The organism is Staphylococcus sp. FSL H8-0121 (assembly GCF_038008425.1).
In the GTDB taxonomy this organism is placed as follows: domain Bacteria; phylum Bacillota; class Bacilli; order Staphylococcales; family Staphylococcaceae; genus Staphylococcus; species Staphylococcus pasteuri.
Genome location: NZ_JBBOZB010000002.1, coordinates 264,005 through 287,503, shown reverse-complemented (window position 1 = coordinate 287,503; position 23,499 = coordinate 264,005). Strand labels below are relative to the sequence as shown.

The window sequence follows — 23,499 nt, the reverse complement described above, 5'->3', positions numbered from 1 at the left end:
AGGGACAATCATTATTATTAAAATGATGGTTGTCCTTTTTCTTTTGTGACTAAATAATGAACAATTTTCAATATTATTGTGAATTAAAGTAGTAATCGTTATGATGTAATATGGAATAATTTACGAGTTATTTAGATAAGGGGAGTTCGATGGTACATATTAATAAGTACCCTAAGATTATTATTGCCGTAATGGTGATGTTTTTTCTTTCTTTGTTGCCTTCCATGATGAATCAAGCTTCAGCTCATGCAACATTAGAAAAGACGAATCCTAAGCAAGATGGCGTTGTAAAACAAATGCCTGAAGAAATTGAATTAGAATTTAATGAACCAGTAAATTCGAAGTATTCCAATATCACTTTATATAATGATGAAGGTAAGGAATTAGGTAAAGTTAAGCCATCAACATCTGGCTGGGCAAAAACTTTAACGTTTTCACCAGATAAAGTTGGTAAAGGTACGCATACTATTAAATGGCAAGCCATCTCAGCTGACGGGCATGAAGTAGGAGATCAATTTGAATTTTCGGTAGGTAAAGTAACTGCCAAAGATATAGATACATCTAGCGCTTTTTATGCAGAACCAAGTTTTTGGTTTGGAGTAATGAGATATATTGCTGAAGGAACAACCATTATTTTAGTAGGTCTGTTTTGGTTAAACGGTATTGCTAAACGTCGCCAATTACATTCATTTGAATTATTTCCTAAACAAATGAGTATTTCATTTATGATGATAATGGCGTATATAATGGCATTATTGTTATACATGATGACATTAACCTCAGATGTTGTAGATGCTATATTATCACTTAAAATTGATGTTTTAATGCAATTTCCATTTATTTTAAGTTCAATTGCAATGATAGTATTATATGCTTTGATTATAATTAGAAATATGGATCGAATTTGGTATTGGCTAGTTTCAATAGTAATGATACTAACAATAAGTATGTCTGGTCATGCGTGGTCTCAATCAATTCCAATTTGGTCTATCGCAATTAGAACGATACATATTGCAGGTATGACATTATGGTTAGGTGCACTTGCATATCTTGTTTGGTATATGGTGAATAACAATTCATCTGAGCGGTTAAAAAATATACGTTCAATGCTATTTAAGGTGAATACTATTGCTGTTGCAATGATAATTATTTCAGGTGTGTTAATGGCTATTGATGAAACGAATATTTTAGCAATTTGGTCCAACATGCAAACATGGACAATACTAATACTTGTAAAAGTCATTGGTACATTAATAATGATGGCTTTAGGTTTATATCAAACCACGAAAGCTTTAGGTAAACGTCAACAAGTTAATAAAGTGACGTTAATAATAGAATTAATTATAGGAATCATACTTATATTCGTAGGTGTGATGATGAGTCAAATCAATATACCAGGTTAAGGAGCCGAATTATGTTAAAAAAATTATTTTCAATGAGTTTTATTTTATTTTTTACGTTAGGAATTTTTAAGGTTGCAGATGCACATGTAACTTTAAATCCAAATGAAAGCGAACCAGAATCTTATGATAAATATGATGTGAGAGTGCCAGTTGAACAAAATGACAATACGGTAAAAGTTGAATTAACTGTACCAAAAGGCGTTAATCTTGAGAATGTAGCACCAGTTGAAGGATTTAAGCATTCATTTGAAAAAGATAAAAAAGGTAACATTACTAAAGTAACTTGGAAAGCGACTGGTAAGGGTATCGGTCCTAATGAATTTATAGAATTCCCAATTGTTGCAGCTAATCCAGATAAAGAAGGTAGCTTTAAATGGAAAGCTGTTCAAACGTATGACAATGGCGATGTTGTTAAATGGGACGGTAAAGAAGATAGTGAACACCCAGCACCAATTACAACAGTGAAAAAAGGGGCTAACCCAACTGGTTCACAAAGTGATGAATCATCAACAAGTGGTAGTTCTATCGCGTTATGGGTTGTATTAATTGTAGCAATTTTACTTTCTCTAGTAGCTATTTTCAAAAAATCAAAAAAATAATTAAACATAGAGGATGCGATTTTGATAGGTCGTGTCCTCTTTTATAACTTAAATATTTGTTGTTTTGTCACTTTCATAATAATGAATATGTTTTATAATATAATCGTGAGGGAGGAAGAATCATGCGAAGATTATTATACTCATTTCTTTTTTACATGATTATTGGATTATTTAGTGGGTTTTATTATAGAGAACTAACTAAAGCACATCATTTTACGGGTGATACACAATTATCATTAGTACATACACATACATTGATTTTAGGTATGTTTATGTTTTTATTACTATTATCATTAGAAAAGTCATTTAAATTAAGTAGTTATTATTTATTTAATTGGTTCTTTGTTATATATCATATCGGTGTATTAGTAACAGTTGGTATGATGACAGTTAAAGGTACTTATCAAGTATTAGGAAAAACAGTACCGGCTTCATTCCCTGGATTTGCAGGAATGGGTCATACTGCTATGTTAGCAGCATTATTAATACTATTTTTCTTATTAAGACAAGCAATCATTAAAGAACCTAAAGATTAATTTCAGCTCGTGGGTGGTAGTGACTCACGAGTTTTTTTATAAAATGATTTGCTTCATATGTAAAATACCTTATAGTATAATGTAAAAGTATTGAATGATAATTATTTTCATTTAGAAATGATATAAATGTTATTTACAGTGTTAAAATAGGGGGAAACTAAATGGAAGACGTTACAATTATAGGTGGCGGTCCAGCAGGTTTATTTGCTAGCTTTTATTCCGGGCTTAGAGGTATGTCTGTGAGAATTATTGATGTTCAAGATAAGCTTGGTGGTAAGATGCAAGTGTATCCAGAGAAAATAATTTGGGATATTGGTGGCGTAGCACCTAAGCCGTGTCATGAAGTCATTAAAGATATGATTCAGCAAGGCCTACATTTTAATCCCAAAGTGAATTTAAATGAACGTGTTATTGATATAAGAAAAATAGACGAAAGACATTTTGAAATAGAAACTGAAGAAGGACAAGTATATCATTCAAAAGCTGTAATTTTTGCTATTGGTGGAGGTATTATTAATCCCAAACCACTGAAAATTAAAGGTGCTGAGCGTTATCAACTTACAAACTTACATTATGTTGTACAATCATTCTCTAGATTTAAAGACAAACATGTGCTTATTTCTGGAGGGGGTAACACAGCATTAGATTGGGCGAGAGATATTGCTAAAATAGCTGAAAGTGTGACCGTAGTTTATAGAAAACCAGAGATAACTGGTTATGAAGCGATGACTAAGGTGCTTGAAGATTTAGGCGTTCAGTTGATACCTTATACACAAATTAGTGAACTGATTGGTAACGACGAAGACAATTATATTCATCAAGTTAAATTAACTAACTTACAAACCGGTTTAACTTCGACTCATTCATTTGATGATGTTATTATAAGTCATGGATTCGATCATGAAAATCCATTATTAAAAGATTGTACGTCTCAATTTGAGTTGTATGATGAATATCGAGTAAAAGGATTTGGAAATACAACGACTAATATTCCTGGCATCTACGCTTGTGGCGATATTGTTCATCATGAAGCTAAGGTTCATTTGATTGCAAGTGCGTTTAGTGACGCAGGTAATGCTGCTAACCTTGCTAAAACTTATATCCAACCTGATGCTGCTGCAGAAGGATATGTTTCAAGTCATAATGAAATATTTAAAGAATCAAACAAAGAAATTATGAATCAATATCTATATTAATATAAAACGGGGGAACAAAATGATAAACATTAAATATGAAGCACCATCTGTAGATGATTATTTGAAATTAAGAGTAGATGCAGGAATGAGTGCTAAGTCGGTAGAAGCGGCACAAAAAGGATTGCCGAATGGATGTTTCAATGTCACATTGTATGATGATAAAACTTTGATAGGGATGGGAAGAGTTACCGGTGATGGTGGTACTACACTTCAAGTTGTCGATGTAGCACTACATCCTGATTATCAAGGACAAGGTTATGGCCGTACAATTATGGAACATATTATGAAATATGTGGAAGAAAATGCTGTAACAGGTACATATGTAAGCTTAATGGCCGATTATCCAGCTGATAAACTATATGAAAAATTTGGGTTCCAGTCTACTGAACCCCATTCAACAGGTATGTATATCCTATTTTAGGATAATAAAAAGACGTACTCATCATTGTAATGAACTTCAAAAATTAGAACTTTTAATCTAACTTTTTGAGTTTACATTATATTGAACGAGCACGTCTTTATTTTATTTTTAAGATTTATTTAACACCAAAGTCAATGATGATACGACCCATGTGTTGATGATTCATCACACGTTCGATACCTTTTGGTAAATCTTTAAATGAAATGACATCTTTAATATCATGCAGTTGTTTTGGTTTTAAATCTTTGGCTAGACGACGCCAAACTAATTTACGCAATTTGATAGGAGTGAATACCGAATCAATACCTAGTACACTTATGCCTCTTAAAATAAGCGGAAAGACAGAACTTTCAAATTTAGTACCGCCAGTCATGCCGATTACTGCTACACTACCATTATTATCGAGTCTATTTACAATATTAGATAAACTGTCACCACCTACAGGATCGATGGCTGCTTGCCATGTTCTAGATGCTAAAGGCTTATGATCATATTTAGGCAAGCGATCGATAACTTCGTTAGCACCAATCGCTTTTAATTTATCATCTACATCTTTACGTCCAGTACTAGCAACTACGTCATAACCTAATTTATTTAACATTAAAACAGATAACATACCTACACCACCAGAAGCACCTCTGACAAGTACACTATCTTTTTCAATAGTCATTCCATCATTTTCTAGACGTTCGATGGCTAATCCTGCAGTATAGCCTGCTGTTCCATAGATCATTGCTTCTTCTAAAGTTAAATCCTCTGGTAAATCAATAATCCACTCGCTTTTAACTCGAGCATACTCACTATATCCACCAAAATGACTTACACCTAAATCATAACTAGTTACTATGACTTTATCACCTACATAATGGCCTGGTGCATTTGATTCAACAATTTCACCAGATAGATCGATACCCGGTACCATTGGGTATTGTTTTACAATTGCATTGTTATTTTGAGTAGCTAATGCATCTTTATAGTTAATACTTGAATAATGTACTTTAATCAGTACATCACCTTCAGGTAAATCATCTACTGTAAGTTGCTTAAAATCTGAAGAGACGTTTCCTTCATCGTCTCTATCTACGAGATAAGCTTTAAATTTTTCTGACACTATAAGTTCACTCCTTCAATATTTATGACCTTCATTATAAAGTTTTCTTCTACTTATTAAAATGATAAAAACTTTCCTTAATTTAAAATGACAAAAATTAGCCACGACTATTTTAATATAAATTGTGACGAATTGTCATAAAGTTTTAGAAATAAAATTGTTAAAAAAAGTGTTTCATAAATTTTGAAAAGAATTGTTATTGACACAATTAAAGGAGAAACATATAATTATTTTGATAATGATTATCAATTGCGACTAGTTGTTTTTAATAATAAAAATTTATGTAGGGGTGTAATAATGAAAAAATTACCAATGATTTTATTAACGTCGTCATTACTTTTAGCAGCGTGTGGAAATAACGGAGATAGTAGTAAAGATAGTTCTAATAAGAGCAATAATGATAGTGGAAATAAAGCCGAATTAAAAAAGGCTACTAAAAAATATGAAAAATACACAGACAAACAATTAGACGAGTTCTTAAAAGGAACACAACAATTTGTAGATGCTATTGATAACAATGATATGGATAAAGCTAAAGAATTATATCCTAAAGTACGTATGTATTATGAACGTTCTGAACCAGTTGCAGAAGCTTTTGGTGATTTAGATCCTAAAATTGATGCGCGTTTAGCAGATATGAAAGAAGAAAAGAAAGAGGACGAATGGACTGGTTATCATAAAATTGAAAAGCAACTTTACCAAGACAACAAAATTGATGATACAACTAAAAAAGATGCTAAACAATTACTTAAAGATGCCAAAGAATTACACGCCAAAGCAGATACTTTAGATATTACACCTAAATTAATGCTACAAGGTTCAGTAGATTTATTAAACGAAGTATCTACTTCTAAAATTACTGGTGAAGAAGAAATTTATTCACACACAGACTTATATGACTTCAAAGCTAATATTGAAGGAGCACAAAAAATCTATGAGTTATTCAAACCAACTTTAGAGAAAAAAGATAAAAAATTAAGTGCAGATATTCAAAAGAACTTTGATAAAGTAAATGAATTACTAGATAAATATAAAGATGGCGATGGCTATAAATCATATAATGATGTAACTAAGAAAGATAGAAAAGCACTTTCAGATGCTGTGAATTCATTAGGAGAACCGCTAAGTAAAATGGCCGTGGTTACTGAATGAGTAAACTAGACAATCAAAAGTCATCATCTGTAACTAGACGATCATTTTTAAAAATGATGGGTATAGGTGGCGCCGGTGTCGTTATAGGTGCTAGTGGTGCAGGAAGTGTATTTTCATTTAAATCAATGTTTGACACTCCAGAAGATGAAGAAAAAGATGCTTACGAGTTTTATGGTAAAGTGCAAGCGGGTGTTACTACACCAACTCAGAAAACTTGTAATTTCGTATCTTTAGAACTGAAATCTAAAGATAAAAATGCGATCAAAGATATGTTTAAAGAATGGACTAAGATGGCTGCCAATATGACAGATGGCGATGCAGTAGAAAAGGATAGTAAAAATCCATTATTACCACCTGTTGATACAGGTGAAGCTATTGGATTAGGTGCCAGTAAATTAACCATCACTTTTGGAGTAAGTAAATCATTTTTAAAAAAATTAGGTCTTTCTAATAAAATTAGAAAAGATTATAAAGATTTACCGCATTTCCCTAATGACCAAATTACAGATGATTACAGTGATGGCGATATCATGATTCAAGCATGTTCAAATGATGAACAGGTAACGTTTCATGCTGTGCATAATTTAATTCGTCCATTTAGAGATTTAATCAAAGTGAAATGGTCTCAAAATGGTTTTGTATCAGTCAAAGGAAAAGAAACACCTAGAAACTTAATGGCATTTAAAGATGGTACAGTCAATCCACGCAAAACAAATGAATATAAGGATTATGTATATATTGATGATGGTTGGGCTAAAAATGGTACATATTGCATTATACGTAGAATTCAAATTCATATTGAAACGTGGGATCGTACAGCACTAGAAGAACAAGAAGCTACATTTGGTAGAAAAAGAGCTTCTGGTGCACCGTTAACAGGTAAAAAAGAATTTGATGAAATGGATCTTAAAGCTAAAGATAGTACAGGGGAATATGTTATTCCTAAAGATGCACATGCGCGTTTAGCGAAAGAGGCTAAAACGTCAATAAAAAGACGTGCATATAACTATACGGCAGGAACAAATGAGAAAACAGGAAACTTAGAAACAGGTCTACTATTTATTTGTTTCCAAAAGTCTCCACAACAATTCATTGATATTCAAAATCATCTAGGACATCAAGACAAATTGAATGAATATATTACACATAGAGGAACTGCAACATTTATTGTATTACCAGGTGTACAAAAGGGAGGCTACCTAGGTGAATCGCTATTTAATTAAGATTGTTACTATTATCATTCTTGGGTTAACTATCTTTAAGTTTGCGCCTGCTTATGCCGAAACTTCTTCAATGAGCGAAACATATGTTGCTATTACAGATGCAAAATCAACAATAGAAGATAAAGATAAAAGTGCATCAGATAAATCTAAAGCACTAAAAGAAGTAAAAAAAGAAATCAAATCTTTAAAAATAAAAAATAGTAAAGAAGGCAAGAAAGTTAACAGTAAGTTGAAGGAAGTTGAAAATGCTTCATCAGATGAAACTAAAGCTGATAAACTTTCTGAGTTAACAAAGGCGCTTATTGCTTATGAAGATAAACAATCTTCAAAAGATGCTTCAGGAAAAATCAAAGAGTTAAAGCAAGCAGTTGATGCAAAAGATGCACCAATGAAAAAAGCAATCAAAGATAAAAATCAAACAGAGTTACAATCGCTTAACAATCAACTGAATACAATTTGGACAAGTAATGAAACCGTTATTCGTAATTATGATGACGGGAAATATGGCCAAATCGAAGTGAACTTAATGCAATTACGAGTTGCAGTGCAAAAAGAACCTTTAGATGTGGATAAAGTTAAATCTACATGGTCTACATTTAAAGATAGTATTGATACTGTTGATCAAAAGCAATCTGATACAGATTCAGATAAATACAAAGTAACTCAACTTAATGATGAATTAGATAAAGCTATCGCTGGAATCAATGATAATGATTTAGATAAAGCAGATGCGTCATTATCAAGATTTGTTAAAATATGGCCTTACGTTGAGGGTAAAATTCAAACTAAAAATAGTAGCTTATACACTAAAATAGAAGACAAAATTCCTTATTACCAAAGTATTTTAGATGATTCAAATAAAGATCGTGTGAAAAAAGGTCTACAAGAAATGAATACAGAAATTAAAGATACAGTTGGTCAAGGTGAATATTCTTTTGTTGATGTAATGATTATTTTCTTAAGAGAAGGTCTAGAAGTCTTATTAATTATCATGACGTTAACAACAATGACACGTAAAGTTAATGATGTTAAAGGTACATCAAGTGTTATTGGTGGTGGATTATTAGGGCTTGCTTTAAGTATTGGTCTAGGTATTGCCTTTATTTATACAATAGGTAATAATGGCGTTGTCAGAGAAGGTATGGAAGCGGTGCTCGGCATTGTTGCTGTTGTCTTAATGTACATTGTAGGTATTTGGATGCATCGTCGATCTAATGCACAACGTTGGAATGAAATGATTCAAAATATGTATAACAGTGCAATGAGCAATGGAAACTTAATACTTCTCGGTACTATTGGTCTTATCTCAGTATTAAGAGAAGGCGTTGAAGTTATCATATTCTATATGGGTATGATAGGTAGTATCACTACAAAAGATTTTATTCTAGGTATAGCACTAGCAATAGTAATACTAGTTATCTTTGCTTTTGCATTTAGATTTATTGTTAAATTAATCCCAGTACGCTTTATTTTCAGAGTATTATCCATATTAATATTTGTTATGACATTTAAAATGTTAGGTGTAAGTATTCAAAAATTACAATTACTAGGTTATATGTCCCAACATAGTATTGAAGGCTTACCAACAATTAGTTGGATTGGTTTTTATCCAAGTGTAGAAACAATTATTGCACAAGTGATTTTAATCATACTTATACTTGCATTTGTCTTAAAAAGACGTAAAAAATAAAAAAAGAATCTCGAGTGAAGTTATAATAACTAGACTTCATTCGAGATTTTTTGCCTTTTGTAAGTGATTTTAGCAATTAACATACTAAATTCAAATAAGATGATTAAAGGTAACGTTAATAGTAAATTAAGAACTAAATCTGGTGGTGCTATAATACTTGCTACAACAAAACAAGCAAAGTAAATATATTTACGATATTTTCCTAATTGATGAGGATCTATCAAACCAAAATGAGCTAATCCCATAAATAACACGGGTATTTGGAATAAAAATCCAAAGACAAGTAACCATCGTATTAATTCACCTAAGTATGCCTTTAAACCGATAATAGGTTCAACACTAAGAGCATCCGATAAATTAATTGAAAAATTAATAATAAGCGGAAACCCAATAAAGAAGGCAAATACAACACCAATTAAAAATAATCCAGCGCAAAAAATACTATATTTATATATAAATTTGCGTTCATAGTGGTGTAAACCTGGTGCAATAAATGCCCAAAGTTGGTAGAAGATGATGGGTGCGATGATACATACAGCTACTGAAAAGATAATCATAATATAAATTTGAATCGTTTCAGTAAAAGAAAATGTATGCAATGTTACATCTGAACGCTTTATATAATGTAAAAAAGGTTTAATCCACCAATGAGACGATATATAAATGATAATAGTTGCGACAATAAATGATATGAGTACGCGTACTAAGCGTTGCCTTAATTCAGTGAAGTGCTCTAGTAAAGTAGCACTATTTTGATTGTTCACGTTGTGATTTTGAAGATTTACTGGGAGTTTCTGTAGAATCTTCATCTATATTTTCAGCAGCTGATTTAAATTCTTTTAACGTAGATCCAATAGCACGACCAAATTGAGGTAATTTAGTTGGTCCAAAAATAATTAATGCAATAATACTTATAATGACAAGGCTTGTTGGTCCAGCGATTCCTAATACAAACATGTTTTCCATTTTTATCATCCTTTATAATAGTACTTGATTAATTATAACTTTATACTTATTGATAAAGATTATCAATAAATAATTTGGTTTTTGTAGTAATTTAATCATCGTAGTTATATTAAATGCATTTCACTCAAAATAGTTTAATCGTCTTCAATTATTCTAGTTTATAATATATAATAAATGAAATATTCTGAAAAATAATATAGAGTATTGTTAAATTGCATTACTAAAGGGGGATTATCATATAATGAGACAAATTGAAGAAATTAATATTGAAGATGTTAAAGCACTTCAAAAAATAGCTATTGATACATTTTATGAAACATTTAAACCATATTATACTGAAGAAAATTTACAAAAGTTTTTTGAGGACGCATATAATATTGAAAAGTTAAAAACAGAATTAAACAATCCCGAATCTTTCCATTACTTTTTTAAAGAAAATAATGAAATTGTTGGATATACGAAATTTAATATTGATAACGCACAAACTGAACCTCATGGAGAAGATTACCTAGAAGTACAACGTATTTACTTCTATCAAACTCATCAAGGTGGAGGAAGAGGTAAAGAATTGATTAATTTAGCTGTAGAAAAAGCCAAATCATTTGGAAAATCTAAAATATGGCTTGGTGTGTGGGAACATAATCCAAATGCAATTCAATTTTATAAATCAAGAGGATTTGTTCAGACTGGTCAACATGAATTCTATACAGGTGATGTTGTTGATAGAGATATTATTATGGAAAAAGAATTATAATTTCAAATAATTGACTTTTATAATCAATTAAAAGTATTGAAATATTCGCATCTTAGTTCAAATTCAGATATAATGATGACGTTAATTTTTTAAATTATGTTTAAAATATATTGTTATAAATAAAAGATTTATCGTTGGAAAGGACGTATTAGATGCATTCATTGACGATTATTGTCACTTATTACAATTCAGAGGAATATATCCAAAATTGTATAGAAAGTATTAAGCAACAACGTACTCAGGACTTTGAGGTTATCATTGTAAACGATGGTTCTACCGATCAAACTGAGAGGTTAATGAACGAGTCACTTAAAGATTATGATAAGAAAATCAATTACATTAAATTAGAAGAGAATCAAGGACATGCACATGCTCGTAATGTTGCAATGAAAGAAGTAGAAACACCTTATTTCATGTTTTTAGATGCAGATGATGAACTTGCATCTTATGCCATTACTTTTTATTTGGAAAAATTTAATTTCACTGATGGTTTAATAGCTCCTATACATTCGTTTACGCTTAAAAAGCCACAATTTGTTGATTTAGATAGAGTAAAAGTTAATTATTATGTTGGTAAAAGTAATATAAATTCATTTTTAAGAAAGCAAACAGCTTGTAATATTATTTTTAGAACAGCAATTGTAAAAGCACATCAATTGGAATTCAACGAAGATTTGAGTGTATATACGGATTGGTCTTTCGTCATCGAATACTCTAAATATGTAAATAAATTCATGAGAATTACCAATTTCTCCTTCTACTATCGAGGAGAAGTATATGACCCATTCGAAGGTACAACATTGAGTGAACAAGACTTTGATATTTTATTCGAAGATTATGTCAAAATGTTCTACGATGCTATGAATCGTGTCACAATTAAAGAAACAAAAACATTCATTATTGACAAGTTGGAACAACAAATTGCAAGAGATTTTGATCCAACACATCATGATATTAAGAAAAGATATGCTGCACACAAAGAAACATTAGTTGAATTAGCACGTTATTTAAACGTTAATTTAATCAAACATCAACATCTTATTAATAAAATTGAGACGATTCTTCTGATTAATGATGACACTGACAAAGCGTTCCAAGTTAACCAGTTCAGAAAAACATTAAGACATGTGAAAAATATTGTCTTACGTAATAAAAATAAAAATCGTTCAGTTTATGAATTAACAGATAAACAAGAAAACGTAAAACCTAAAACGATTGTGTTTGAATCATTCGGTGGTAAAAATTATAGTGATAGTCCAAAATATATTTATGAATATATGCAAAAATATTATCCAAATTATCGTTATGTATGGTCATTTAAAAACCCAAATAACCATGTTATCCCAGGTGACGCTGAAGTGGTTAAGCGTAATTCAGAAGCATTTTATCAAGCTTATTCAGAAGCTGGTCACTGGGTTTCAAATGCAAGATTGCCTTTATATTTAAATAAAAAAGAAAATCAAACATACATCCAAACATGGCATGGTACACCATTAAAACGTTTAGCAAATGATATGAAAGTAGTTCGTATGCCAGGTACCACAACACCAAAATATAAACGTAATTTCAACCGTGAAACGTCAAGATGGGATTATTTAATCTCACCTAATAGATATTCATCAGAAATATTCAAAAGTGCGTTCTGGATGGATGAACCAAGAATTTTAGAAATTGGATATCCTAGAAATGATGTTTTAGTAAATAGAGCAGACGACGAAGAATTTAAAAATGAAATCAAAAAGAATTTAAACATTCCAGAAGATAAAAAAGTCATCATGTATGCACCTACTTGGAGAGATGATGAATTCGTAAGTAAAGGTAAGTATCTATTTGAATTAAAAATCGACTTAGACAACCTATACAACGAATTAGGAGAAGACTATGTCATTTTATTACGTATGCATTATTTAATTTCAAATGCTATCGATTTAACTGGATTTGAAAACTTTGCTATCGATGTATCAAATTATAATGATGTTTCAGAATTATTCTTAGTCAGTGATTGTCTAATCACAGATTACTCATCAGTAATGTTTGATTACGGCATTTTAAAACGTCCACAATTCTTCTTTGCATATGATATAGACAAGTATGATAAAGGTTTACGTGGATTCTATATGGATTATAAAAAAGATTTACCAGGTCCTATTTTTACTGAACCATACGGATTAGCTAAACAACTTAAAGACTTAGATAAAGTTCAACATGATTATCAAGATAAAATTGATGCCTTTTATAATCGATTCTGTTCAGTAGATGATGGTAAAGCATCACAATATATTGGTGAATTAATTCATAAAAATATTGAAGAATAAACTTTAATAAAATAACACGAAAAATTAATAAATTTAGGGTATAATATTTATGAGTAATTAAATATTATACCCTTTTTATATTCGTTTCTTTTTATGAAAAATACATACTTAATTGTAGACCAAGACATTGGTGTGTTCATATATTTAAAAAGAGAGATAAATACAAAAAGGGTGAGAAGATGTTTTGGAAATAAAAAATATTATTTAGGAGGTTGTACTGATGAAAAAATTATATACGAGTTTGTTGGCATTATCATTTTTATTAGGTGCCACAGCATGTTCGAATGATGATAGCAACAAAGATAAAGACAACTCTAAAGATGAGTCATCTAAAACTGAACAAAAGGATAAAAAGTCAAATGATCATTCAAAAGATAAAACATCAAATAAAGATGATCAAAGCAATTCTAAGGAAAGTAAAGATGACCAAAATAATGATCAAAACGATGACCAAAACAATACAAGTGGTAATGATTCAACAAGTCAGAATCAAGATGATAATAGTGGAAATGATTCAAATCAACAAGCTAAAAGTACTGACAATTCAACTCAGCAATCTAATAATATGAATGACGCGAATACATCTAATAATAATTCAAACCAAACTGCTAGTAATACTAACAATCAAAAAACATCAAATCAATCTTCACAATCAACACAAAGTACAAGTGGTTACGTAGCACCATATCAATCAGAAAATGCCACATCAGTAGCTAGAAATTTATCAAAATCAAATGTTAATCAATCAACTGCATTAAAACAATTACCTAACTTCCAAACTGCTTTAGATTTAGCAAGACAAGAAGCAAATTTATATGGCAGTAGTAATAAAACGTATAATGACTATGCAATTGAAGGTGAGAATGCCAATTATAGATATGTATTTAGTTTCAAAGACCCACAACAAAATGGTGTTTATTCTATAGTTACTGTAAATAGCCAAGGCGAACCAGTTGTTGTTGACCCAGCTTATGGAAAATAAAAGTATGTTATTTCAAAATATATAGATATAAAAAAGGCGTATCATCAAATGTAAATACTTTGTGATACGCCTTTATAAGAACATTAGTTTCTAGTTATTTTAACTCTTTTTGAATTAGCTTCGTAAGATATTGTAAGGATTGATTATTTTTATTGATATACGGATTATCGTTTTTAGGAATCATATCTGTTACTAAATCATTTAGTAATAAATCAGGATCCGTATACCAAACATTAGCTAAGCTTTTCATCACACGATTATAAATACCTCGCTCTTCTTTGTATTGGTCATGATAAGGTGTATATAAGCATACACGTTTATCAATTGTTAGTGCATCGAATACTATAGATGAATAATCTGTAAGTACGATATCAGAAATAAGTAGTAAATCTTGAGTTTCTATTCCTTTTTGAGGAATAATCACTTCATCAGGTAAGTTTACGGTTTGACTACTTTCGACATGACCTTTAAATATAACGTTATATTTATCCAATAATTGGTCGGTGATTGGTAATGTTGGGTCTAACTCATTATTTGATAACCAAGTTGGAGCATAAAGTAATATTGGTTTAATTAGATCGCAATTTAAGTCGCGTTTGAGTTGTTCATAAAATGATGACTCACTTAGTTTGTTTAGTAAATATTGCACGCGTGGATAACCAATAGGTAACACTTCAGTATCATGAGTAGGGAAAGCTGTATGGAACATATCCATAGCAAATTTTGAATCACATACTAAGTAATCTTGTTTAGCTAACTTGTTATATTTACGAGCTCTATAATTATATATATTTAAGTTTTGGTTTGGTTCATGACTATCTAAAAATAATTTTTTAATTGGAGTACCATGCCAAAGTTGAATAATAGTACCATTTGGTTTGATGTCATCTGGAATATAACTTTCCGTGACAACTACTTTAGCAGTTTCTATCATAGATTTTGTTTCAGAATCCTCAGGTGATATAAAATGTGGCCCTTGTCTATCATTTGTCACAAAATAAGTATTGATGGTTGGATTTCTCTTAACAAAATAATTAAATAAGTATTTAGAATTACCACGATAACCATAATCAAATCCCATAAAGACAACATGTTCTTTAAGCAATGACTTATCTTTATCATAGATATAACTTAATTCTCTATGTTTTTTTAAAGAATGATTTTTAAATGGTTTGAACATCCACTTAGGTAATCTGAATTTTGTACTTAACAATACAGAATCTGAGTATCTTAATTCACTATGATCATTATAAGTAAATCTAGGGAATGGGATTTTTTGACGATGTTCATATGCGATTTTGTTTAAATAAAATTGATTTATTTTACTAATATTATTTTTATCAATAGATGACCAAAGTTGACTACTAGTATAAATAGGTGTTTTAAAATCAAAGACAACATGTCCATCTACTGCAAGTTGGCCTTTTAAAATGGTTACTAAAGCTAAATCAAAAATAGTCTCAATATTAAATTTTTCAAGATGAACTAGGGCAGATTTAATTTCATAAATCACATTAGGAAAGTGATTAATATTTTTAACCCAATCTATAAAATCAACTGTTTCTAACCCAAAATATCTGCAATCATTTAAATAGGTTTTATCTATTGTATAATCAACAATAATTGAAGTGCTCTTTAATTCAACAGCATCAAGCATTTTTTGATGAAGCATTATATCATTAGAGTATGGAACAAAATGTGTATATCCTTCATCTAAAGCTTTCATAAGTTGAATATCTAAGTTTTCTAAACTAGTTATATTAATTTGCTTTATCATATCGCTGACCTCTTTAGGCTAAATTTATTCTTCTTATTTTATCATGTGTAACACATTAATTCATAATGAGGACGTTTAATGATTTATGTAAGCGTTATCATTACAAGCTTTTGACACAAAAATAAAGAATAAAAAAATAAAGGGAAATAATTGGGAAAAACTATAAAATCAATGTTGTAATTTTAACGATAAGATGATATATTTTAATTGTGAAAAAGTTCACAAGTTATAAATGAATTCAATTTGAAGAAGACTCACAATCAAAGATAATAAATATTTTTATTTTGATATAACTCTATCTAGAGACAAACAAATTTAAAGTAAAGGAAGAGTCATACTATGTTAGTAAATTCATTCAATCCATTTGATAATTTAGTGTTATCAAGTATTATTGCTGCAGTACCAATTATCTTATTTTTATTATGTTTAACTGTTTTCAAAATGAAAGGGATTTATGCTGCTATAACAACATTAGTCGTTACTTTATTGATTGCAATTCCATTCTTTAAATTACCTGTAGGAATTGCTTCAGGTGCGGTAGTGGAAGGTTTCTTCCAAGGTATTATTCCAATTGGTTATATTGTAATGATGGCTGTATTACTATATAAAATCACATTAGAATCTGGACAATTTTCTACGATTCAAGATAGTATTACAAGTATTTCTCAAGACCAACGTATCCAGTTATTATTGATAGGTTTTTCATTTAATGCCTTTTTAGAAGGGGCAGCAGGATTTGGTGTTCCGATTGCAATTTGTGCTTTATTATTAGCGCAATTGGGCTTTAAACCTTTACAAGCTGCTATGTTGTGTTTAGTAGCTAACGCAGCTTCAGGTGCATTTGGTGCCATTGGTATTCCAGTGGGGATTGTTGATACACTTCATTTACCTGGTGGTGTAACAGCAATGGGAGTATCCCAAACATCAGTATTTACTTTAGTTATTATTAACTTCTTCATACCATTTTTATTAATCTTTATAATTGATGGTTTTAAAGGAATTAAAGAAACATTACCTTCAATATTAGTCGTTTCTATTACGTATACTGTATTACAAGCTTTACTAACTGTATTTAATGGACCAGAATTAGCAGATATTATTCCTCCATTAGCATCAATGTTAGCTTTAGCTTTATTCTCAAGAAAATTCCAACCGAAACATACATTTAGAATACAAAAAGATGTTGAACCTGAACCAGTTAAACATCATAGCGCAAAATCAATTTTCTATGCATGGAGCCCATTTGTTATCTTAACAGTTATCGTTATGATTTGGAGCGCACCATCATTTAAGAATTTATTCTTACCTAATGGTAAACTTTCTGGATTAGTATTTAACTTTAATTTACCGGGAACATTTAGTGAAGTTGCACATAAACCAATTACATTATCATTAAATCTTATAGGTCAAACTGGTACTGCGATTTTAATCACTATTATTATTACAGTATTAATGTCTAAAAAAGTTGGCTTTGGTGATGCGGGACGTTTATTCGGTGTAACTTTCAAAGAATTATGGTTACCTATTTTAACAATTTGCTTCATATTAGCTATTTCTAAAATAACTACTTATGGTGGATTAAGTAGTGCAATGGGTCAAGGTATTGCTAAAGCTGGAAACGTATTCCCATTACTTTCTCCAATATTAGGTTGGATTGGCGTGTTCATGACTGGATCAGTAGTTAATAACAACTCATTATTTGCGCCTATCCAAGCATCTGTAGCACAACAAATTGGTACGAGTGGTTCATTACTTGTTGCTTCTAATACAGTTGGTGGGGTTGCAGCTAAATTAATTTCACCACAATCTATTGCTATTGCAACTGCAGCTGTTAAAGAAGTAGGTAAAGAATCTGAATTACTAAAAATGACTTTGAGATATAGTATTGGCTTACTAATATTCATCTGTATTTGGACATTCATCTTATCAGTATTATTATAAAATTAAATTTAGTAGTTAAACTTAAAAAACTGATTTCTCATATATCGGGAAATCAGTTTTTTGTATATTATTAATATGCTTTTTAAGGTGTCTTGACGTATATACTGTTAAAAATTTTAAAGCTAATATTAATTAATAATGTACTTTAGCTGAACATTTTCATGAAATCTTTATAAACAGCTTCGGCAGTATAATTTTCTAGCGTATGTCGACCCTCATTGATGATATATTGGAGTTCACTATCATTATGCATCGTTAAATCAATTCGTTTAGCCAATTGAGATGTATCATCATGTTCTACTAAATAACCATTTTTACCATTTTTAATAATAGAATCAGGGCCAGTATTACCAGCAAAGCTAATGACAATGTTATCTTGAGCCATCGCTTCAAGTAAGACCATACCAAAGCCTTCATTTCTTGATGGAACGACAGTAATTTTACTTTGAGCAAGCTTTTGATCAAGTTTAGGTGTTGATGGATAAAGTTCGACAATATCTTGTAAATGATATTGATTTATAAATTGAATTAATGAATCTTTTTCTTGTCCATCGCCATATAAGTGCAATACATAGTTTAAATGTCTCAAATCGTCTTGAATTAATCTAATGCTTTCTAATAAAAGATCGAATCCTTTTTCATATTCTAATCTTCCTGCAGCAATAATAATATTTTTCTTTTGAGAAGCAATTCTCTTGTTATCAATGATATTAGGTATAACATAAACAGGTGTTTTTAGTTTTGATTGATAAATATCGCGATCTGCTGAAGTTAAAGTTGTGACTTTATTGATTTCTCGATATGCATTAATGATTTGATTTTGATACTTTGTATCATGTGCATTGAAATTCATATGTTCCATAGCGATAGTTGTAACTTTTTTATTTTGATATTTAGCGATTAAAATATTAAAACTTGCTCTTGTACCTATGAGAACATCCGTAGAAACATGTTTAATAGCTTTTATCATTTTCTTCTCAACATAACTCGAAAATTGATTAAGTCCAGGTTCATACTGTGATAATTGTTTAGGTTTTAAGAACGGTGTATATTTTTTAATACGATTCGCAATAATAGCATTAATATTAGATGGTTTCATACGGTAATCAATTAATACTTTAATATTGATATCTTTATGCAATTTGAAATAGGGTTTGTCGGCACCTCTGAAGACAGAAATAATAGTAACTGGATGACCTTTTTCAGCTAATGCATTAGCAAGTTGTGAAATAGATTTAACCGTTCCGCCCATTGCATAGATGTTATGCATGAAAAATGTGAACGACTTCATTTGAACACCTCTTAATTTTTATGAATTTATATTGATTATATCATGACATAGTTCACAAATGAGTTAAATGAATATGTTAAAATATAAGTATTAACAATAAATGAGATATATCATTTTGATCTATGTGTGATGTTACTAAGAAATTGACATTTTCAAATAGGTGTTTATTTCATTTAAGTATTGATTATATGGTACAATATTAAATGTTTTAAGTGTCATATTTTAGGTAATGTATTGAGTAATTATGACTAGATTACATTAATTATAAATCTAAAATAAAAGTTGTTTAGAATTAATGGAAATCGTTGATTTTATTTTTTTACCTATTTAGAAAGCGCTTTAATATAAATCTAGGTCATTTGATAGTTTTATTAATCAACTAAAAAAGGGGGACTGTATTTGTTATGAGTACACAACATAGCAAAACAGATGTCATCTTAATCGGTGGCGGTATCATGAGTGCAACGTTAGGAACATTATTGAAAGAATTATCACCTGATAAAGAAATTAAAATATTTGAAAAGTTGAATCAACCCGGTGAAGAAAGTTCAAATGTTTGGAATAATGCTGGTACAGGGCATTCAGCATTATGTGAGTTGAATTATACTAAAGAAGGTAAAGATGGATCTGTAGATATTACTAAAGCGATTAAAATCAACGAGCAGTTTCAAATTTCTAAACAGTTTTGGGCTTATTTAGTTAGAACAGGACAATTAGAAAATCCAGAAAACTTTATTAAAACAGTACCTCATATGAGCTTCGTTAAAGGTGCGAATAATGTTGATTTCTTAAAAAGACGTGTTGAAAGTCTTCAAAAGAATGTTTTATTTAGTAAAATGGAAATTTCTGAAGATAAAAATAAAATTGCTGAATGGGTACCTCTCATGATGGAAGGTAGAACAGACGAAGAACCAATTGCTATCACTTATGATGAAACTGGTACAGATGTTAACTTTGGAGCTCTAACTAAAAAGTTATTTAGTAATTTACAACAAAAAAATGTAGATATTAATTATAAACATGAAGTTTTAGATGTAACTAAACAAAATGATGGAACTTGGTTAGTTGAGGTTAAAAACTTAGCTAATAATCAAGTTACAACTTATGAAACTGATTTCGTATTTATTGGTGCTGGAGGTGCAAGCCTACCATTACTACAAAAAACTGGAATTAAAGAATCTAAACATATCGGTGGCTTCCCAGTTAGTGGCTTATTCTTAAGATGTAAAAATCCGGATGTTATTAAACGTCATCATGCAAAAGTTTATGGTAAAGCTGAGGTAGGTGCGCCACCTATGTCAGTACCGCATTTAGATACACGATTTGTAAATGGTGAACGTTCATTACTATTTGGACCATTTGCAGGTTTCTCACCAAAATTCTTAAAAACTGGATCATATTTAGATTTAATTAAATCAGTGAAACCTAATAATATCGTTACGATGTTAACTGCAGGTGTTAAAGAATTTGACTTAACAAAATATTTAGTATCACAATTAATGCTTTCTAATGAGGAAAGAATAGATGACTTACGTGTATTCTTACCAAATGCTAAAGATGAAGATTGGGAAGTTATTACTGCAGGACAACGTGTTCAAGTGATTAAAGATACTAAAGATTCAAAAGGTAATTTACAATTTGGTACTGAAGTAATTACATCAGAAGACGGTACGTTAGCTGCTTTACTTGGTGCATCACCAGGTGCATCTACTGCTGTAGATATTATGTTCGATGTACTTCAAAAATGTTATAAAGATGACTTTGACAGTTGGGAATCTGCTATAAAAGAAATGGTTCCTTCATTCGGATTAAAATTAACTGAACATGAAGATGTTTATCATGCTGTTAATAAAGAAATAGTTAAATATTTGAAAGTTAAATAAATAGTTAAAGCGTCTCACTATAAAGTCTAATGGCTACGATAGTGAGATGCTTTTATTTATTTAGAATGCGAGTTTTTAAGTTGTTGGTTATATTTAGTTTTGAGGTAATTGAATCGTAAATGTAGTTCCTTCTTGTTGAGTGCTTGAGACGTAAATTTTACCGTGATGAAGTTTAATAATTGATTCTGTAATTGCCAAACCTAAGCCATTACTATTGTTATCATGGCTAAGTTTATAAAAGCGTTCAAACATTCGTGATTGTTGTGTTTCGGTTATAACATCACCATGATTAGTAACTTGAATTAAAACATGTTGTGATGTTTGCGTTAATGCAATGTTAATAACTGAATCGTGATAAGCATACTTAATGGCGTTGATAATAAGATTATTTATAGCTTGGTGTAATAGTCTTTCATTTCCAAGGAAATAAATAGATTCCAAGTTAGACATTATCATTAATGACTTATTATCTAGTGCGAAATGTTCATGTCGAATAATGTCTTTGATCAATATATTAAGTTGTATATTGTCTGAAAATGTAAGATGTTGTGCATTATCAAGTTCCGATAATAATAACAATTCTCTTGTTAAATCACTAAGTTGAGTTGTAATTTGATTGATTTCTTCTATTTTATTTTGTCGTTTATTTTCATTATCGGTTTGTTCTAAATCCACTAATAATTGTTTAATATGAGTTAGGGGCGTTTTGATCTCGTGAGAAACATTCTGTACAAAGTGTTGTCGCATTTCATCAACTTGCTTTAAAGATTGTCTCATTGTGTTAAAACGATATTGTAATGTGCCGATTTCGTCTTTTCGTGTTTGTTTAATCGGCGTGTTAAAATCTCCATTCATTAATCTTTCTGTACCACGTTTCAATTGTTTTACAGGTCTTACTATAGAATAGGTAGAAGCTATAACTAACGAGATTGAAATTATCAACAATAATGCTAATAGCACTGCTAAAAATATTCTGAATTCGCTAAATGTTTCCCCTATATCAGGACGCATAAATACTGCAATAGCTTGATGATCATTTTTAAATTGAAGACCTACAGTATTATCAGTTTCATTATCAAAGAAACCTGTTATAAAAAGTTTAAAAGGCTTCTCTTTTATCCCATGATAAGTATCGCCGTGTAAAACTTTTTGGATATCATGTTTGGGTAAGCTATCCTTTCTAAAAGGAGCGCCATAAAAGTGTTTGTTACCATGTTGATCAACAGTCATAATTTGATAATTCATATCTCCCAAGTGTTTAAAATATGTATTAATATGTTCAAATGATTGTTTATCTTCAAATTCCTTAGCTTCTTTTAATGTCTTCATAATTTTCGCATCATTAGAGGGTTTTAGATTAAAATGATAATAAATGTTCGTGAAAATAAAACTGATAAACGCACTAAATAAAATGACGACGATTGTATAAACAGCAATTCGAATATATAAAGATTTAAACATTTACTTCCACCTTATATCCTTGTCCACGAACTGTTTTAATTGTGACATTAGAATGTAATTGAGCTAAACGTTGTCGTAAACGCTTAATATGGACATCAACTGTTCTTTCATCACCTTCATAATCAAACCCCCATATTTTTTCAATAAGATGCTCTCTTGTAAGTATTTGCTTCTTATTGGTGGCTAATAGAAAAAGAAGTTGAAATTCCTTATTCGGTAACATCATCGTTTTATCGTTTACTATAACTTCCATATACGCTTGTTGGAGTGTTAAATCACCTATTACTAATTGTTCTTCTGCATGTATATCATATCTACGTAAAACAGCTTTAATACGAAATATGAGTTCTTTGACTTCAAATGGCTTTGTTAAGTAGTCATCCGTACCACTTAGAAATGCTCGTTCTTTATCACTTAGTGCATCTCTTGCAGTCAACATAATGACAGGTAACTCAAAATCTTCTTTGATAATTTGACATAATTCAAACCCGTCCATACCTTCCATCATAATATCGACAATAGCAATATCTATTTGATTACGATTTAAACATTCAAGTGCATCCTTAGCATTCATATGAGTATAAGTTTGAAAGTGTTCTTTTTCTAAATGTGTCGAGACATAATTTAATATTTTCAAATCATCATCGACGATAAGACAGCGATTCATATACACACTCCTATCTTTTTTACTTAATTATACTATGAGCAAAATTTATAAAACAATGTATGAAATTGTTCATATTCAGTTCATAAAAAGTAATTAATATACAACTAGTGAAAATATCGAATAGGAGTGAA

Annotated in this window: 20 protein-coding genes; 13 read left to right on the top strand and 7 right to left on the bottom strand. The window is 30.3% G+C overall.

The window, feature by feature from the left end:
- The first annotated feature begins 149 nt into the window (after positions 1-149).
- The 5 genes from LFT63_RS06915 (at position 150) to LFT63_RS06895 (ending at position 4,155) form a co-directional block, all read left to right on the top strand.
- Positions 150-1,403, top strand: a complete 1,254-nt coding sequence (locus LFT63_RS06915; RefSeq protein ID WP_037555564.1) for a copper resistance CopC/CopD family protein — start codon at positions 150-152, stop codon at positions 1,401-1,403.
- An 11-nt stretch (positions 1,404-1,414) separates the two neighbouring features.
- The gene (locus LFT63_RS06910; RefSeq protein ID WP_340768452.1) at positions 1,415-2,002 is read left to right on the top strand and encodes a YcnI family protein; all 588 of its coding nucleotides are present in this window, start codon (positions 1,415-1,417) and stop codon (positions 2,000-2,002) included.
- Between the two features lie 122 nt (positions 2,003-2,124).
- On the top strand, positions 2,125-2,538 hold the full coding sequence (locus LFT63_RS06905; RefSeq protein ID WP_017636823.1) for a DUF2871 domain-containing protein: 414 nt from the start codon (positions 2,125-2,127) through the stop codon (positions 2,536-2,538).
- A gap of 161 nt (positions 2,539-2,699) precedes the next feature.
- Positions 2,700-3,734 carry an NAD(P)/FAD-dependent oxidoreductase gene (locus LFT63_RS06900; protein WP_017636822.1) on the top strand — a complete coding sequence of 345 codons (1,035 nt, stop codon included), beginning with the start codon at positions 2,700-2,702 and terminating at the stop codon, positions 3,732-3,734.
- Positions 3,735-3,753: 19 nt separating this feature from the next.
- Positions 3,754-4,155, top strand: a complete 402-nt coding sequence (locus tag LFT63_RS06895; RefSeq protein ID WP_017636821.1) for a GNAT family N-acetyltransferase — start codon at positions 3,754-3,756, stop codon at positions 4,153-4,155.
- Positions 4,156-4,270: 115 nt separating this feature from the next.
- Here the strand turns inward: LFT63_RS06895 and LFT63_RS06890 are convergent, their stop codons facing one another.
- Positions 4,271-5,266 carry an acrylyl-CoA reductase family protein gene (locus LFT63_RS06890; protein ID WP_029055777.1) on the bottom strand — a complete coding sequence of 332 codons (996 nt, stop codon included), beginning with the start codon at positions 5,264-5,266 and terminating at the stop codon, positions 4,271-4,273.
- Between the two features lie 297 nt (positions 5,267-5,563).
- Here LFT63_RS06890 and efeO point away from each other — a divergent pair, with 297 nt between their 5' ends.
- From efeO to LFT63_RS06875, 3 genes are read left to right on the top strand one after another with little or no spacing between them, the layout of a single operon-like run.
- A complete protein-coding gene (gene efeO, locus LFT63_RS06885; protein ID WP_340768446.1) occupies positions 5,564-6,418 on the top strand; it encodes an iron uptake system protein EfeO in 855 nt (284 codons plus the stop codon).
- Positions 6,415-7,641 carry an iron uptake transporter deferrochelatase/peroxidase subunit gene (gene efeB, locus LFT63_RS06880; protein ID WP_017636818.1) on the top strand — a complete coding sequence of 409 codons (1,227 nt, stop codon included), beginning with the start codon at positions 6,415-6,417 and terminating at the stop codon, positions 7,639-7,641. The genes efeO and efeB overlap by 4 nt, the downstream gene beginning before the upstream one ends.
- Positions 7,622-9,331, top strand: a complete 1,710-nt coding sequence (locus LFT63_RS06875) for an FTR1 family protein (RefSeq protein WP_017636817.1) — start codon at positions 7,622-7,624, stop codon at positions 9,329-9,331. Before efeB ends, LFT63_RS06875 begins: the two co-directional genes overlap by 20 nt.
- Positions 9,332-9,360: 29 nt before the next feature.
- Here the strand turns inward: LFT63_RS06875 and tatC are convergent, their stop codons facing one another.
- Positions 9,361-10,095 carry a twin-arginine translocase subunit TatC gene (gene tatC / locus LFT63_RS06870; protein ID WP_340768444.1) on the bottom strand — a complete coding sequence of 245 codons (735 nt, stop codon included), beginning with the start codon at positions 10,093-10,095 and terminating at the stop codon, positions 9,361-9,363.
- Entirely contained in the window at positions 10,079-10,297 is a 219-nt protein-coding gene (gene tatA / locus LFT63_RS06865) for a twin-arginine translocase TatA/TatE family subunit (RefSeq protein WP_017636815.1), read from the bottom strand. The genes tatC and tatA overlap by 17 nt, the downstream gene beginning before the upstream one ends.
- Positions 10,298-10,535: 238 nt before the next feature.
- Here tatA and LFT63_RS06860 point away from each other — a divergent pair, with 238 nt between their 5' ends.
- From LFT63_RS06860 to LFT63_RS06850, 3 genes are all read left to right on the top strand, one after another.
- On the top strand, positions 10,536-11,051 hold the full coding sequence (locus tag LFT63_RS06860) for a GNAT family N-acetyltransferase (protein ID WP_181299901.1): 516 nt from the start codon (positions 10,536-10,538) through the stop codon (positions 11,049-11,051).
- Positions 11,052-11,203: 152 nt separating this feature from the next.
- Positions 11,204-13,366 (top strand): bifunctional glycosyltransferase/CDP-glycerol:glycerophosphate glycerophosphotransferase, encoded by a 2,163-nt coding sequence (locus LFT63_RS06855; protein WP_123186437.1) that lies wholly within the window; start codon positions 11,204-11,206, stop codon positions 13,364-13,366.
- 220 nt (positions 13,367-13,586) lie between these two features.
- A complete protein-coding gene (locus LFT63_RS06850) occupies positions 13,587-14,348 on the top strand; it encodes a hypothetical protein (protein ID WP_029055781.1) in 762 nt (253 codons plus the stop codon).
- Positions 14,349-14,442: 94 nt separating this feature from the next.
- Here the strand turns inward: LFT63_RS06850 and LFT63_RS06845 are convergent, their stop codons facing one another.
- The gene (locus tag LFT63_RS06845) at positions 14,443-16,125 is read right to left on the bottom strand and encodes a CDP-glycerol glycerophosphotransferase family protein (protein ID WP_029055782.1); all 1,683 of its coding nucleotides are present in this window, start codon (positions 16,123-16,125) and stop codon (positions 14,443-14,445) included.
- 339 nt (positions 16,126-16,464) lie between these two features.
- On the opposite strand from LFT63_RS06845, the gene LFT63_RS06840 reads away from it, so the two are divergent.
- Positions 16,465-18,066: an L-lactate permease gene (locus LFT63_RS06840; protein ID WP_029055783.1), complete on the top strand. Its 1,602-nt coding sequence runs from the start codon at positions 16,465-16,467 to the stop codon at positions 18,064-18,066.
- 145 nt (positions 18,067-18,211) lie between these two features.
- Here LFT63_RS06840 and LFT63_RS06835 read toward each other — a convergent pair whose 3' ends face one another.
- Positions 18,212-19,357 carry a glycosyltransferase family 4 protein gene (locus LFT63_RS06835; RefSeq protein WP_017636519.1) on the bottom strand — a complete coding sequence of 382 codons (1,146 nt, stop codon included), beginning with the start codon at positions 19,355-19,357 and terminating at the stop codon, positions 18,212-18,214.
- Between the two features lie 404 nt (positions 19,358-19,761).
- On the opposite strand from LFT63_RS06835, the gene mqo reads away from it, so the two are divergent.
- Positions 19,762-21,240: a malate dehydrogenase (quinone) gene (gene mqo / locus LFT63_RS06830; protein ID WP_029055785.1), complete on the top strand. Its 1,479-nt coding sequence runs from the start codon at positions 19,762-19,764 to the stop codon at positions 21,238-21,240.
- 93 nt (positions 21,241-21,333) lie between these two features.
- Here mqo and LFT63_RS06825 read toward each other — a convergent pair whose 3' ends face one another.
- Both LFT63_RS06825 and LFT63_RS06820 read right to left on the bottom strand, forming a co-directional pair.
- Positions 21,334-22,701 carry a HAMP domain-containing sensor histidine kinase gene (locus tag LFT63_RS06825; RefSeq protein WP_029055786.1) on the bottom strand — a complete coding sequence of 456 codons (1,368 nt, stop codon included), beginning with the start codon at positions 22,699-22,701 and terminating at the stop codon, positions 21,334-21,336.
- Entirely contained in the window at positions 22,694-23,368 is a 675-nt protein-coding gene (locus tag LFT63_RS06820; protein WP_117238785.1) for a response regulator transcription factor, read from the bottom strand. The genes LFT63_RS06825 and LFT63_RS06820 overlap by 8 nt, the downstream gene beginning before the upstream one ends.
- Between the last annotated feature and the right edge of the window lie 131 nt (positions 23,369-23,499).

Coding starts and splice junctions, on each gene's coding strand:
- LFT63_RS06915 (WP_037555564.1), top strand. CDS start 150: ATGGTACATATTAATAAGTACCCTAAGATTATTATTGCCGTAATGGTG.
- LFT63_RS06910 (WP_340768452.1), top strand. CDS start 1,415: ATGTTAAAAAAATTATTTTCAATGAGTTTTATTTTATTTTTTACGTTA.
- LFT63_RS06905 (WP_017636823.1), top strand. CDS start 2,125: ATGCGAAGATTATTATACTCATTTCTTTTTTACATGATTATTGGATTA.
- LFT63_RS06900 (WP_017636822.1), top strand. CDS start 2,700: ATGGAAGACGTTACAATTATAGGTGGCGGTCCAGCAGGTTTATTTGCT.
- LFT63_RS06895 (WP_017636821.1), top strand. CDS start 3,754: ATGATAAACATTAAATATGAAGCACCATCTGTAGATGATTATTTGAAA.
- efeO (WP_340768446.1), top strand. CDS start 5,564: ATGAAAAAATTACCAATGATTTTATTAACGTCGTCATTACTTTTAGCA.
- efeB (WP_017636818.1), top strand. CDS start 6,415: ATGAGTAAACTAGACAATCAAAAGTCATCATCTGTAACTAGACGATCA.
- tatA (WP_017636815.1), bottom strand. CDS start 10,297: ATGGAAAACATGTTTGTATTAGGAATCGCTGGACCAACAAGCCTTGTC.
- LFT63_RS06855 (WP_123186437.1), top strand. CDS start 11,204: ATGCATTCATTGACGATTATTGTCACTTATTACAATTCAGAGGAATAT.
- LFT63_RS06850 (WP_029055781.1), top strand. CDS start 13,587: ATGAAAAAATTATATACGAGTTTGTTGGCATTATCATTTTTATTAGGT.
- LFT63_RS06845 (WP_029055782.1), bottom strand. CDS start 16,125: ATGATAAAGCAAATTAATATAACTAGTTTAGAAAACTTAGATATTCAA.
- LFT63_RS06840 (WP_029055783.1), top strand. CDS start 16,465: ATGTTAGTAAATTCATTCAATCCATTTGATAATTTAGTGTTATCAAGT.
- LFT63_RS06835 (WP_017636519.1), bottom strand. CDS start 19,357: ATGAAGTCGTTCACATTTTTCATGCATAACATCTATGCAATGGGCGGA.
- mqo (WP_029055785.1), top strand. CDS start 19,762: ATGAGTACACAACATAGCAAAACAGATGTCATCTTAATCGGTGGCGGT.
- LFT63_RS06825 (WP_029055786.1), bottom strand. CDS start 22,701: ATGTTTAAATCTTTATATATTCGAATTGCTGTTTATACAATCGTCGTC.
- LFT63_RS06820 (WP_117238785.1), bottom strand. CDS start 23,368: ATGAATCGCTGTCTTATCGTCGATGATGATTTGAAAATATTAAATTAT.